At 60.3% G+C, this 13,321-nt stretch carries 13 protein-coding genes; 8 read left to right on the forward strand and 5 right to left on the reverse strand.

Annotated features, from left to right (window positions below):
* The gene (locus BC1002_RS30660; protein ID WP_157874821.1) at positions 1-441 is read right to left on the reverse strand and encodes a hypothetical protein; all 441 of its coding nucleotides are present in this window, start codon (positions 439-441) and stop codon (positions 1-3) included.
* 766 nt (positions 442-1,207) lie between these two features.
* Here BC1002_RS30660 and BC1002_RS30670 point away from each other — a divergent pair.
* Positions 1,208-2,842 carry an NADP-dependent glyceraldehyde-3-phosphate dehydrogenase gene (locus BC1002_RS30670; protein WP_013093862.1) on the forward strand — a complete coding sequence of 545 codons (1,635 nt, stop codon included), beginning with the start codon at positions 1,208-1,210 and terminating at the stop codon, positions 2,840-2,842.
* Between the two features lie 122 nt (positions 2,843-2,964).
* On the opposite strand, the gene BC1002_RS30675 is transcribed toward BC1002_RS30670, so the two are convergent.
* Complete coding sequence (locus BC1002_RS30675; protein WP_013093863.1) at positions 2,965-3,144, reverse strand: hypothetical protein; 180 nt, start codon at positions 3,142-3,144, stop codon at positions 2,965-2,967.
* A gap of 10 nt (positions 3,145-3,154) precedes the next feature.
* Complete coding sequence (locus BC1002_RS38325; protein WP_162094074.1) at positions 3,155-3,322, reverse strand: hypothetical protein; 168 nt, start codon at positions 3,320-3,322, stop codon at positions 3,155-3,157.
* A 521-nt stretch (positions 3,323-3,843) separates the two neighbouring features.
* Between BC1002_RS38325 and BC1002_RS30680 the strand changes: the two genes are divergently transcribed.
* Positions 3,844-4,536, forward strand: a complete 693-nt coding sequence (locus tag BC1002_RS30680; protein ID WP_013093865.1) for a CBS domain-containing protein — start codon at positions 3,844-3,846, stop codon at positions 4,534-4,536.
* Between the two features lie 115 nt (positions 4,537-4,651).
* Here BC1002_RS30680 and BC1002_RS30685 read toward each other — a convergent pair whose 3' ends face one another.
* A complete protein-coding gene (locus BC1002_RS30685; RefSeq protein WP_013093866.1) occupies positions 4,652-5,098 on the reverse strand; it encodes an SRPBCC family protein in 447 nt (148 codons plus the stop codon).
* 223 nt (positions 5,099-5,321) lie between these two features.
* On the opposite strand from BC1002_RS30685, the gene BC1002_RS30690 reads away from it, so the two are divergent.
* Positions 5,322-6,056, forward strand: coding sequence for a haloacid dehalogenase type II (locus BC1002_RS30690; protein WP_013093867.1), 735 nt, complete (start codon positions 5,322-5,324; stop codon positions 6,054-6,056).
* On the opposite strand, the gene BC1002_RS30695 is transcribed toward BC1002_RS30690, so the two are convergent.
* The gene (locus BC1002_RS30695) at positions 6,039-6,638 is read right to left on the reverse strand and encodes an NUDIX domain-containing protein (RefSeq protein ID WP_013093868.1); all 600 of its coding nucleotides are present in this window, start codon (positions 6,636-6,638) and stop codon (positions 6,039-6,041) included. The genes BC1002_RS30690 and BC1002_RS30695 overlap by 18 nt on opposite strands.
* A 79-nt stretch (positions 6,639-6,717) precedes the next feature.
* Between BC1002_RS30695 and BC1002_RS30700 the strand changes: the two genes are divergently transcribed.
* From BC1002_RS30700 to BC1002_RS30720, 5 genes are all read left to right on the forward strand, one after another.
* Entirely contained in the window at positions 6,718-7,473 is a 756-nt protein-coding gene (locus BC1002_RS30700; protein WP_013093869.1) for a DeoR/GlpR family DNA-binding transcription regulator, read from the forward strand.
* 212 nt (positions 7,474-7,685) lie between these two features.
* Positions 7,686-8,486, forward strand: a complete 801-nt coding sequence (locus BC1002_RS30705) for a transporter substrate-binding domain-containing protein (RefSeq protein WP_013093870.1) — start codon at positions 7,686-7,688, stop codon at positions 8,484-8,486.
* A 361-nt stretch (positions 8,487-8,847) separates the two neighbouring features.
* Positions 8,848-10,521, forward strand: coding sequence for an alpha,alpha-trehalase TreA (gene treA, locus BC1002_RS30710; RefSeq protein WP_013093871.1), 1,674 nt, complete (start codon positions 8,848-8,850; stop codon positions 10,519-10,521).
* Positions 10,522-10,595: 74 nt separating this feature from the next.
* Positions 10,596-10,964, forward strand: coding sequence for a DUF2784 domain-containing protein (locus BC1002_RS30715; RefSeq protein ID WP_013093872.1), 369 nt, complete (start codon positions 10,596-10,598; stop codon positions 10,962-10,964).
* 512 nt (positions 10,965-11,476) lie between these two features.
* Entirely contained in the window at positions 11,477-13,312 is a 1,836-nt protein-coding gene (locus BC1002_RS30720) for a S10 family serine carboxypeptidase-like protein (protein WP_013093873.1), read from the forward strand.
* Positions 13,313-13,321 lie beyond the last annotated feature (9 nt).

Consider the following 13,321-nt stretch of genomic DNA (forward strand, 5'->3'; position numbering starts at 1 on the left):
TCAGCGACGCACTGGCGGGGGGTTGCCGTCATCGGGGTCTTGCTGCGACTGTCCCGGAAGACCTCCGAATTGCAGAGCCCGGTGAACGGCGTTTAAATCGATGCCAGCCAGTTTGCTCGGTGGCGCTGCTGTGCCGGTGTCGTCCACAAGATGTTGATAAAGAAAATCGACAACCGCTCTGAGAGCATCGAGGGCGCTCACGTAATCTTGTGCAGTCGCAAGGTCATGGACTTCTACGGCGCGCCTCATCACCAGTTCGCGTAGCGGTTCCGGTGCTGATTCGTATTGGCGGGCAAACGCGGCGTTCCGCTTGATCTCTTCGAGCTGGTCGATCGCTATCGCCGCATTCCGGCGGGTCTGCCCCCTGGGCAGATGCACGGCGGCCCGCCCGACTACTTTGGTCAGCAGTTCGACGATTTCCCGAGACGAGTTTTCTTTCATCTTGGTCCCCAAGGGGAGGCACATTGCCTCCCGGTCCCGCCCGGTCGTCAGCGCTCGAACCGTTAATGGATGTTAGTACAGCTGTTCGGTAGGAGGAAACAGTAAATCGTGTGCGCATGCCGCAGAGGCGTCGCGTCGGACTTCGCAATAAGTGAACGATCGCGAGGGTTACTTGCTGCCGTCGCTCCCTGACACAGGGTATTGCATGCGTCGGCACCAAGGTCGACGCGCCCTTCTCCGCAGAGACATGTTGGTTTTGGACCGCCTCAGCCCGGTCAAAGTGTATGGTGAGTCCCACCATCGAATCCACGTTTGCCGCTGTCGCGCGAGCATTCGACGCGTACACAGCCTGCCAGCGGCACGCTTGCCCGACAGCCCGCTGCGCCGGCACAGCCTTTGCATGCAGAGCCTGCGTCAACTGGAGATAGCCATGATGCGATGTTTTGCGGACTTCGCTCCCAAGCAAGCGGTGCGCGGCAGTGCGGCCGTACTGGCGGCCGCCCTACTCGTAGCGGCATGCGGGACGGGCATTGCGGCATTCGCTGGACTCCTCCCGAAATCCGACGGGGTAGCGACTGCAGTGACCGCTACACCGCTGGTCGAACTGCAGACCACGATGATGAATCTCATCGAATCCGGTTTCGAGGACACATCCACCGCTTCTAATTAATGTTTGAACACAGTTCGGCTCCAAATCTGCTGCCATTGCTATGCTTCTGTCTGTGTCTTGCGCCTACCGCGTACTGCACGAACATAGGAGCGAAACGTGGCAAGTATTGACTTCGAGAACCTCCGGCAGTTGTTTCCAGTCACCGACGATATTCCAGAAACCGCCCGCCTTGCGGAGCCGATTCATCAGCGGGTCTCGCTCGTCGATGGAGAACTGAAGGCATGGGATGGCGCCTGCAAGACCGTGCTATCTCCGGTCTGCGTGCGACAAGCTTCCGGCGACGCTGAACAGGTCGTAATCGGCAGTTATCCGGTCATGGGCGAAGTCGAGAGCGATGCCGCGCTGGACGCGGCCGTGCGAGCCTACGACCACGGTCGCGGTGAGTGGCCAACGATGACCGTCGCGCAGCGCATCGGCTGCATGCAAGACTTCATTCGTCTGATGGCGGCCAGGCGCGACGAGATTGTGAATCTGATCATGTGGGAAATCGGCAAGAGCCTCGCCGATTCACAGAAGGAGTTCGACCGCACCATCAGCTATATGCAAGACACGATCGCGGCGCTAAAGGAGCTGGACAATAGCAACTCGCGCTTCGTCATCGCCGAGGGCACCATCGGCCAGATTCGCCGCACACCGCTTGGCGTCGTATTGTGCATGGGGCCGTACAACTATCCACTGAACGAAACGTTCGCGACGCTCATTCCCGCATTGCTGATGGGCAACACGGTCGTATTCAAGCCGCCCCAATATGGCACGCTGCTGTTCTTCCCGCTGCTCGAGGCATTCCGCTCAGCGTTTCCGAAAGGCGTCATCAACACGATTTATGCACCGGGCGCGGTGGTCGTGCCACACATGCTCGCCTCGGGAAAGATCGACGTGCTTGCGCTGATCGGCTCAAGCAAGGTTGCAGACCATCTGAAAAAGCAGCACCCGAAGTCGCATCGGCTCCGCGCGGTTCTCGGCCTGGACGCCAAGAACGCCGCGATCGTGCTGGCTGACGCCGACATAGACCTCGCCGTGAAGGAATGTCTGCTCGGTACGTTGTCGTTCAATGGTCAACGGTGCACAGCGCTCAAGATCTTGATGGTGCACCGCTCGATCGTCGATAGGTTCCTTGAACGCTTTAACGCAGCGCTCAACAATCTGAAGGTCGGCATGCCGTGGGAACAGGGTGTGTCCATTACCCCGCTGCCCGGCATGCATCGAACGGCCTACATGACTCAGGCGATTGACGATGCGAAGGCAAAAGGCGCGGCGGTCGTGAATGAAGGTGGTGGCGTGTTCTGCAAAACGCTTTTCTATCCGGCCGTGGTGTACCCCGTCAAGGAAGGGATGATGCTCTACCGTGAAGAGCAGTTCGGACCGATTATCCCAGTCGCGCCGTTCGATGACATCGATACACCGCTCGAATATGTCATCACTTCGGACCACGGTCAGCAGGTCAGCATTTTCGGTACCGACGCTGCCCAGATTGGCGCGCTGGTCGACCCGCTCGTCAATCAGGTGTGCCGCGTCAATCTCAACAGCCAGTGCCAGCGAGGTCCAGACGTCTTTCCGTTTGCGGGCCGCAAGGATTCGGCGGAAGGTACGCTATCAGTCACCGATGCATTGCGTGCGTTCTCGATCCGGTCCATGGTCGCAGCGAAGGAGACCGACTTGAACAAGACGCTGCTCGACACGATGGTCACGAACCATCACTCGAAGTTCGTGAACACCGGTTTTATCTTTTAGCGGCTCGATGCGGCTTTGGGAGGTTTGGCGGTTTCGGTGCCGGCGAGAATGCGCACAAATTCCCGTCGGCACCGCACGCATATGTAGTGCTGTTTTTCTTGATTCAGCATGCGCGAAGCGGGTCACTGCGGGTCCGGATGAGCCAGGCCCGCTTCCTCGATAACCTGCTCGTATTGTTCCACGCCGACTACGGCTCGGTACTCCTGCATCAGCCGGATCAGCGCCTGCGACGTCTTGGAAATCACGCCGTAGACTTCCAACTGCTCAGCGTGCACCAGCGCCTGCCCCAATGTTATGGCCACGTCAGTCTCCTTATTGCAGTTGAACAGCGAGCAAGTCGTTGGCGAACGCGGGCCGGGCGGAGGCAAGCTCCATCAGGTCGACGAAGCCCTTGCTGACCGCAAACTCATGCAGCGCATCATTGCCGCTGTCAGCCTTGATGCGACCGTAGCTTTCGACCATTTTCAGATCGGTAATCAAGTACATCATCTCAACCTCTTTCTGCCGGGAATGTCCCGAGTCGTTACGTGCGTAGCCCGGCGGAAAAGTGCACTCCGTCGCGCCGTTTTCCTCTCCTGCTACGGTTCGAAGCGTAGGTCGCGTCGCTTAATTCAAGCTTAAACAATGCCAGCAGCAGGAACGCCTCGCCGGGACGCCGACTCAGAAGCGCTCGCGGCGACGACGAACGCCGAAATCGTGGGGGATTCTGCGGGGAGCTGGTCGCCTGCGCTCCGGTTGACCTCGAATATTGCTGCAGCGCACTAAGCGACATCCGGGTTGCAGCCGACCTTATCGTTAATCAAGTATTGAAAATGGTTCGACGCCGCCCTGGTTGTGGCCCATTAGCAGCGGGAAGATCTGCCTTGTCTGCATACCTGCCGGTAAAGTTAACCTACACTCAGGGCGCCTCAGCACCGCGGCCTTGTCCCCGGTGCGTCTGCCGAAATCGCGCGACGCGTGCGACCGTTGAGGACCCGTCGCGGCCCGCACAGGAGAAGAACATGCGCGCGCTCGACATCATGACTTCTTCGGTCATTACCGCCACACCGGAGATGACCATCCACGACGCAGCGAAGCTGTTCGTCGACCACCATATCAGCGGCATGCCGGTGCTCGGCGCCAATGGGCAGGTGATAGGCATCGTCAGTCAGGGCGATCTGCTGCATCGTGTGGAAAACGGCACCGGGCACGGCAAACGTCGATGGTGGCTGGAGTTGCTCTCGTCGTCGGCGCGCGAGCAGGCCGCGAGGTATGTCAAGGAGCATGGGCATGTGGTCGGCGACGTGATGTGCGAGAACGTCATTTCGATCCCCGAAGACATGCCGCTGCACCAGATCGCCGACCTGATGGAGCGCCGGCATCTGAAACGCGTGCCGGTGCTGAAGGATGGGCAACTCGTCGGCATCGTGAGCCGCTCTAACCTGATCCGCGCGCTGGCGGCCGTCGAGCCGACGATCGACACCGGTTCGCACGACGATGCGAGCCTGCGCGACGCAATCGTGCGCGAGATGCACGGACAGCGCTGGGGGCTCGCGAAACAAGGCGTGTTCGTCAAGGACGGCGTCGCGCATCTGTGGGGCATCATCGAATCCGAAGAGGAGAAGCGCGCGATCCGCATCGCCGCGGAAAACGTGCCCGGCATCAAGCGCGTAGAGAGCCATCTGGAATCGCCGAGCGTGATTCCGACGATGTAGCCGGAGCGCCGTCCAAGTGCCGAACCTTCCCACGATGAGGGCGAGCGGCGCGGTTAAAAACCGCGCCGGGCTCGACTATTTCCTGGAAGGCAGAGCAAGCGACTGCTATTGAATGTCAGTCCGGAATTTCCGGCTCAACCAGCTTCGCCAGTTGCGCGAGTGATTCCTGCCAGCCGAGGTAACACATCTCGACCGGAATCATCTCGGGGATGCCCTCCTGCACGATGTTCAGTTCGGTCCCGCATGACACCTGCCGCAACGAAACGGTCGTATGCATGTGACCGGGCAGATTCGGATCGTCGAAATGGTCCGAATAGCGGATCTTTTCGAACGGCACCAGTTCGAGGTACTCGCCGCCGAACGAGTGACCCTTGCCCGAGCCGAAGTTATGAAACGACATCCTGTAGGTGCCGCCGACGCGTGCATCCATCTGATGCACTTCGCAGGTGAAACCATATGGCGGCAGCCATTTCGCCATCGCGGCGGGTTCGAGGAACGCTCGATAGATACGCTCGGGCGTCGTGCGCAAAACACGGTGGAATTTGACGGTTCCGGTAGCCATGATGAGGGTGCCTTTCACTGGACGGGTTGAACATACTGTCACGACGCGCCGCCGTCGTGGGAATCGACACTCGCGAGACCAGGCAAAACCCTGGACGGTTCTCGGCACCTGCGCGGCTCCTCGCTCGTTACGACCCTTGCTTGCACTCTGCCGCAATGCTAGCAACGCGTGCTTTCTTTTCACCTAAGATGGATTGTTCCTGCCATACCCACACAGGACGATCATGGGTATCGACTCGACACATCAAACCGCCATCAAAGCTTTCGTGTTCGATGTCTTCGGAACCGTCGTTGACTGGCGAAGCGGCGTCGCGCGCGATGCGCAAGCTTTTCTGCAGCAGTACGCACCGAATCTCGACGCATCCGATTTCGCGGACGCATGGCGACGCGAATACTCGCCCGCGATGGAAGAAGTGCGTAGCGGACGTAGAGCGTATGTGCGACTCGACGTGCTGCACCGGGAGAACCTCGTCAAAGTGCTGACGCGTTTTGGCATCGCCAACGTTCCCGAGCCCGAGATCGATGCGTTGAACCTCGCCTGGCATCGGCTGGACCCTTGGCCCGATTCCGTCGACGCATTGCAGCGCCTGAAGGGGCGCTTCATCATCGCGCCCCTATCGAACGGGAACATTCGCCTGATGGTGGACATGGCAAAGCGTGCCGGCCTGCCTTGGGATGCCATTCTCGGCGCCGAAGTCGTCCGCGCTTATAAACCCTCGCCGCGTGTCTATAGCGAAACGGCGGAAATTCTCGGCGTCGCGCCGCGCGAGCTATGCCTCGTTGCCGCGCATAACAACGATCTCGCCGCCGCCCGGCGCGTCGGTCTGAGCACCGCGTTCGTGCTGCGACCCACCGAGCACGGCCCTCAGCAGACCAGCGATCTGAAGGCGGAAGAGGCGTGGGACTTCATCGTCGGCGATCTGCACGAACTCGCGACGCAACTAGGTTGCCCGCGCTGACGCAAACCCACGTAAAGCGACGTACTGCAACAACATGATCGTCTTGCCGTCGACGATTTCCCCTGCGTCGACCGCTCGCAACGCGGCTTGCAACGGCATTTCGATCACTTCGACATCTTCCCCTTCGTCCTTGACGCCGCCGCCATCGTTGACCCGCATCGACGCGTCGTACTCGCCGACATAGAAGTAGAGCTTTTCGGTTACGGAGCCCGGGCTCATGTAGGCCTCGAGAACCTTGTGGACCTCGCCGACGCGATACCCCGTTTCCTCCTCGACTTCGAGCCGGATGCGTTCTTCCGGCGAAGCGTCGTCGAGCAATCCGCCCGGCGCTTCGATCATCATGCCGTCGTGACCGTTCACGAACGCGGGCATGCGGAATTGTCGCGTGAGTATCACGTTGCCGGTGCGCGGACTGTGCAGCAGGATCGTCGCGCCGTTGCCGCGATCGTAGGTCTCGCGGTTCTGGCGCTGCCATGTGCCGTCGCGGCGCAGGAAGTCGAACGTCACCTTCTTCAGCGTGTACCAGTCGTCAGATAGCAAGGTCGTGCCGACCATGCGAACCCGGTCTTTCGTTGCAGTCATGGCGCCTCCTGTCGACCATCGACAATGATCCATGGTATCGTGCAAATTCGTGCAATTTCAAGATGTTTCGTGCAATACAATGTTGACGACCCAACGCAAGAAAGCGATCCTCGACGAGCTCGCGCGCAACGGGCAGGTGCTGGCTGGCGAGCTGAGCGTGGCGTTTGGCGTATCGGAAGATACGATCCGCCGCGATCTGCGCGAGCTGGCTGCGGAGGGGCGCTTGCAGCGGGTCCACGGTGGCGCGTTGCCTGTGTCTGCCGCGCTCGCGTCGTTCGTGCAGCGTCAGGACATCGAGACGCTCGCCAAGCGGCGCATCGCGCGGCGAGCGGTCGAGTTGATCGCGCCGGGGCAAACCGTGATCGTCGACGGCGGCACCACGTCGGCGCTACTGGTCCAGGAGCTGCCGGCCGATTTGCACGCGACCATCGTCACGCATAGCCCGAGCGTCGCGACGGCGCTGGCCGCGCATCCTTGTGTCGACGTGATCCTGATTGGCGGCCGGCTCTACAAGCATTCGATCGTGGCCGTCGGCGCGGCGGCGATGGAAGGCATTGCGCGCATCCATGCCGACCTGTACTTCATGGGCGTGACCGGCGTGCATCCGAGCGCGGGCCTGAGCACCGGCGACTTCGAGGAAGCCGCCATCAAGCGCGCGCTCGCCGCGCGCGCGGCGGAAACGGTCGTGCTCGCGTCGTCGTCGAAACTGAACGCAGCGTCGCGGTTCGTGATCGGCGATATCACGCTCGCACAAACCATCGTGGTCGAGAAGAAAACCAGCGCGGAATTGACGAAGCCGATTGAAGCGGCGGGCGTGAGCGTGGTGAGGGCGTAGGGTGTCTTCACGAATTGACTGATTGGCGTGATCGTGGGCCCGAAACCTCGCGCGCCCGCCTCCGAACAAACATAAAACAGACGACTTTTGGAGTGCTAGGATGACGCCCGCACCCGGACTTGTTCCGCGAAACGAGACTGCCGAGGGTGTAAACACGATGATGAAATCGTTGCGTTGTGCAGCCTGATACTCAAGTACAGAGGAGACACTCAATGAAACTTTCGAAGCTGCTGATTAACGCGCTGGCCATCTCCGCCTTCAGCTTTACCGCAGTCGCGGCTCATGCCGAAGATCTGCTCGACTCGGTCAAGCAGGCTGGGGTCCTGAAAATTGGTCTCGAAGGTACCTATCCGCCGTTCGACTCGCGCAACAAGGACGGTCAACTAGAAGGGTTCGACGTCGATGTCGCGAAGGCCGTGGCAGCGAAGCTCGGGGTGAAACCGGAGTTCATTCCGACCGAGTGGAGCGGCATCATCGCGGCGCTGCAGAGTGGCAAATTCGACGTGATCATCAATCAGGTCACCATTACCCCGCAACGCAAACAGGTTCTCGATTTCAGCCAGCCGTACACGTACTCGGCAGCGCAACTGATTCAACGGGCCGACGACAAGCGTGAGTTCAAATCGCTCGACGAATTCAAGGGCGACAAGAAGATCGGCGTGACGCTCGGCACCAACTACGACCAGATGGCGCGCGCGGTACCCGGCATCAACGTGCAGACTTATCCGGGCGCCCCCGAGAAGCTGCGCGATCTCGCCGCCAAGCGTATCGACGCGACGATCGACGACCGGCTGATGCTGCCGTACATCATCAAGAACTCGCAATTGCCGCTGCGTACGGGCGCGGTGCTGAAAGGCGCAGATCAGGAGATGGGTATCCCGTTCCGCAAGGACAATCCGAAGTTCGCGAAAGCACTCGACGATGCGCTGACCCAAATGAAGCAGGACGGCACGCTGAAAAAGATCTCGATGCACTGGTTCGGCACGGATGTGACGCAGCCTCTCGCGCAGTAATTTTCTGGTTGTTCTCGCGTACCCGCGCCGGCCTGCAAAATAGTCGACACGGGTACGTCGCTTGCTCGACGAGCGGTTTTTCTCGCGGAATCGCTCGCGATCAACGCTTCCATTGCTTCGAATCGCGAAGCACGCGCAATTGCGCGATAGCGCGCACCTTCCCCTTCGTTCATCACGTTCCATTCTTTATGCTGAGTGCATATAGGACATGCTGCGCCGCAGTTGCCTGATGCTTCGAAAGCGTGCGATGCTTTCGGAGCCATTGATCCGGCCACCTCGTGTCGGACTCGCAAGTCGTCGGGAGACGACGTCGAATGGCACGCGAAGAGACCAGTGATATGCCCACAACCTTGGAGGCATCATGAGCATTCAATCACTGTCTCGCATCAGCGCCGCATCCAACGCGCCTTTCTTCCCCAGCTCAAATAAGTACTTCGTGCCGCGACGTTCGCCGATCACGCTCGGCGTCGCCTGCATCGCCACGCTGGTCTTCGCATCCGCGAGCTGTCTGGCCGATACCCAGGTGGGCGCCGCGCTGCCGCCCGCGCCCGACATTCTGTACGGCGATCTGTTCGTCGCAGTGCAAACCGCGCAGATCTTCAACGACCAGAAGACGTTCGTCGACTCGACACCGAATGGCAGTCCCGCCGCGATCGTGCAGTTATACGAAACGCAGAGGAACCAGCCCGGCTTTTCGCTGCAGCAATTCGTCAGCCAGTACTTCACGCCCCCGCCCGATCAGAGCATCACGCCGCCGCCCAATCAGAGTCTGCGCGAGCATATCGACTGGCTCTGGACCGGCCTCACGCGCACGACCACGAGCGCGCCCGACTACAGCTCGCTGATCCCGCTGCCCAAACCGTACGTCGTGCCGGGCGGCCGCTTTCGCGAGGGCTACTACTGGGATACCTATTTCACGATGTTGGGACTGCAGGAATCCGGACGCGAAGATCTCGTCGACGATATGCTCGACAACTTCGCGTACATGATCGACACCTTCGGCCATATTCCGAACGGCAATCGTACCTACTATCTGAGCCGCTCGCAGCCGCCGTTCTACTCCTATATGGTCGAGCTCGCAGCGCAGAAGGAAGGCAATAAGGTTTATCAGAAGTACCTGCCCGAGCTGCGCAAGGAGTACGCATACTGGATGCAGGGCTCGACCAGCACGCCGCGCGGCGGCGCGACGCGCAATGTCGTGGTGCTCAACGATGGCACCGTGCTGAACCGCTACTGGGACGATCTGGACACACCGCGCGACGAGTCCTACCTCGAGGACGTGCAGACCGCGCAGGCGAGCGGTCGGCCGGCCAACGAGGTCTACCGCGATCTGCGCGCGACCGCCGAAAGCGGCTGGGATTTCAGCTCACGCTGGTTCGGCGACAACCAGACGCTCGCCACGGTGCGCACGACGTCGATCATCCCCGTCGATCTGAACAGCCTGTTATTCCATCTCGAGACGACGATCGCGCGCGGCTGCTCGGCGACACGCGACTTCCATTGCGTCGCGCAGTTCATCGGCCACGCGGCACGGCGCGCGGAAGGCATCAACCGCTATCTGTGGAATAGCAACGGCTACTACGGCGACTACGACTGGCAACTGCGCAAATCGCGCGACAACCAGACACCGGCGATGCTCTATCCGCTGATGGCCGGCGTGGCGTGGCCCGATCGCGCGTGGAAGACAGCGCAGACCGTGCAGAGCGTGCTGCTGAAGCAGGGCGGCCTCGCGACGTCGATCTATAACACCACACAGCAATGGGACGCGCCGAACGGCTGGGCGCCGTTGCACTGGATCGCGATTCAGGGCCTCAAACGCTACGGACGCGCCGAGCTCGCTCAGTCGATCGGCACGCGCTTTCTCGCGGACGTGCAGAACGTCTACAACACGCAGCAGAAGCTGGTCGAGAAGTACGTCGTCGAAGGTGCGGGAGAAGGCGGCGGCGGGGGCGGCGAGTATCCGCTGCAGGACGGCTTCGGATGGACCAATGGCGTGACGTTGATGCTGCTCGATCTGTATGGCAATGGGCAGTGAGGCGCCGCGGCATTTTCAGGCGAGTGCACTGAGGTTGGCCTTATGATTCCAGACACATCCCCAGTGGAAGCAGAATGATCTGGCTCGCCAATCTTGTTCTCGTGCTGCACGCGCTGATCGTGGTGTTCATCGTCGGCGGACTATTCGCGATCTGGATCGCCCACGGTTTGCGACTGCCGTGGGCGCGCAATCGCGCGTTCCGGACGATACATGTTCTCGCCATCGGTATCGTCGCTACCCTTGCGGTGCTCGATGTGCCGTGTCCGTTGACCGTGCTGGAGGACTATCTGCGCACGGGCGCGGCCGGTCCGCAAGGCTTCATGCAGCGCTGGGTCAGCGCCTGGCTGTATTACGACTTTCCGGCGTGGGTGTTCGTGGTCGCCTATGTCGCGTTCTTGCTGGCGGTGATTGTTACCTGGTATCGAATTCGGCCACGGGCGTGATTCAAATATCGCCTTTTTAGGACAAGTTTTCACCGGTTAAATTTACCATTTACATATATTTTTCAATCGCAATTAATTCCGACAACGCAGCCACGAAAATCCGCAGTTCACTGTCGCTATTCAATGCAATTCGGATAAACCCGCCAGCGTTTTTCCCGCTCCACACCACCACGAGCCCTCTCTATCCCGAATAGCATAATCACCGCTCGATCCTTGACAAGACCTCGTTTCGCATCCTATTTTCACTCTTGCTGTAATCATTGGAAAGATTCAATTTAAATTTCTCTTGAAATGTCGAGATAATTCGACAGGGAATTCTTTTGTCCATTCAATCGATAATTTGGGAAAGCAAATAGAAATATCAATGCAAGCAATTTGAATTAGTGAATTCCGAAAAGCTGTCCATGCAACCGCTGCGTGCCTTCCAGTGCGGTGCGGGTTATTCGATCTCCAACGCGCGTGACCGGCGAAAAGCGGCCTTTGTGTAGCGGTATCACTCACCAGGGAACGAGATGAAACCAGGCAGAAGGAGTACCGACGATGGCCGCGTCCGTCGTCATGGCCGGCTCGCGGCGCTAAGCGCGCTGACGTTCGGAATCGTCATCCTCGGCGGATGCGGCGGCAGCGAAGGAAGTTCGTCAGCGTCGGCGGTGCCGGGCAGCATGGCGCAGGTCGCCAATCAGGCGCAAGCCGCATCCGCGCCGCAGACGCCGTCCGCCAATCAGCCCTATACCGATCTCACCACCTATTCGACGAGCGCGACATCAGGCATTGCCTCGTCACTGGTCGGGGAGAAAGCGGCGATCATGCATTACCAATGGACGTCCGGCAGCACCACCATCAACTACACGACGACCACCGGCCATTTGACCGCAATGGATCTGGCGAGCGGCGCACCGGAAGCGACGATGTCCTACGTGGCCTACACGGCGCCCAGCACGAATGGCAAGCCGCGGCCCGTCACGTTCGTCTATAACGGCGGGCCGGGCTCTTCGTCGATCTGGCTGCGTCTCGGATCGTTCGCGCCGACGCGCGTCGCGACCACCGATCCGCTGCTGAACGGCACCAGCTGGCCGAACTACCCGCTCGTGAACAATACCGAGAGCCTGATCGACACGACCGATCTCGTGTTCATCGATCCGCCGGGAACGGGTCTCTCCGAAGCGATCCTGCCGAACACGAACCAGACCTACTGGAGCACCGATGCGGACGCGAACATCATGCGTGACTTCATCATCCGCTACCTGACGGTCAATTCGCGCAGCAGCTCGCCGATCTATCTGTACGGTGAATCGTACGGCACGCCCCGTACCGACATCCTTGCGCTCGCGCTGGAATCGGCCGGCGTGCATCTGACGGGGATCACGTTGCAGTCTTCGATCCTGAACTACTTCGCGGATGCGATCGAGGCGGTGGCGATCACGGGTTCGCCCGATCAGCTCGCGCTCGAAACCGATACGTTGAGCGGCTACCTGCCGGGCTATGCCCAGGTCGCGGCGTACTACAACCAGGTGTCGCCCGCGCCTGTGAGTCAGGCGACTTACGCGCTTCGCAGCGAGGCGTTCGTGACCGCCAACTACAACCTGTTCAAGAATTACTCGCTGTACTGGACCTTGAGCCAGCTCGGCGCGCCCACCTACGCGGGACCACCGAACTTCCCACCGACGTGGCTCGAGAAGTTCTGGGTCGCCGAATCCGGCCTCACGTTGCAGGCGATGCAGGGCTACTTCAACATCAATCCGTTCAATATCACGCTGGTGCCGGGTTCGACGATCGGCCGCTACGATGGTCGCGTGTCGTTGCCCAACTCGGACCCGCGCCTGCAGAGCGATGGCGACCCGTCTGACATCCTGATCTCGCTGCCGTTCACCAACGCGTTGGCGACGCAAATGCCGGATTACCTCGGCTACACGGCACCGAACGCCGCGTATATGCCGCTGAACGACGCGGTCATCGAGGCGTGGGATTTCTCGCACGGCGGCCAGCCGCTGCCCGACACGATCCCCGATCTGCTCGGCGCACTGAAGCTGAATCCGCAACTGAAGGTGCTGGCGGAAAACGGCTATCACGATCTCGCCACGCCGTTCTTCAATACCGAGAAGCAGCTCGCGCGACTAAAGACGGTACAGGGCCTCAAGCCGAATCTGCAGGTCAACTTCTTCCAGGGCGGACATATGATTTATCTGGACGACGTGGCGCGCCCGCAGATGAAGGCCGATCTGGCGGCCTTCTACGGCGGCACGCCGATAGCCGGCGCACTCACGCTCGCGACGCTGCCGCAGCCCTGGGCCGACGAAGCGCCAGCCGCTACGCCGACGAGCGAAGCGGTCGCCGCGGCCGCGCCCTGATCGATGGTG

Source organism: Paraburkholderia atlantica, from assembly GCF_000092885.1.
In the GTDB taxonomy this organism is placed as follows: domain Bacteria; phylum Pseudomonadota; class Gammaproteobacteria; order Burkholderiales; family Burkholderiaceae; genus Paraburkholderia; species Paraburkholderia atlantica.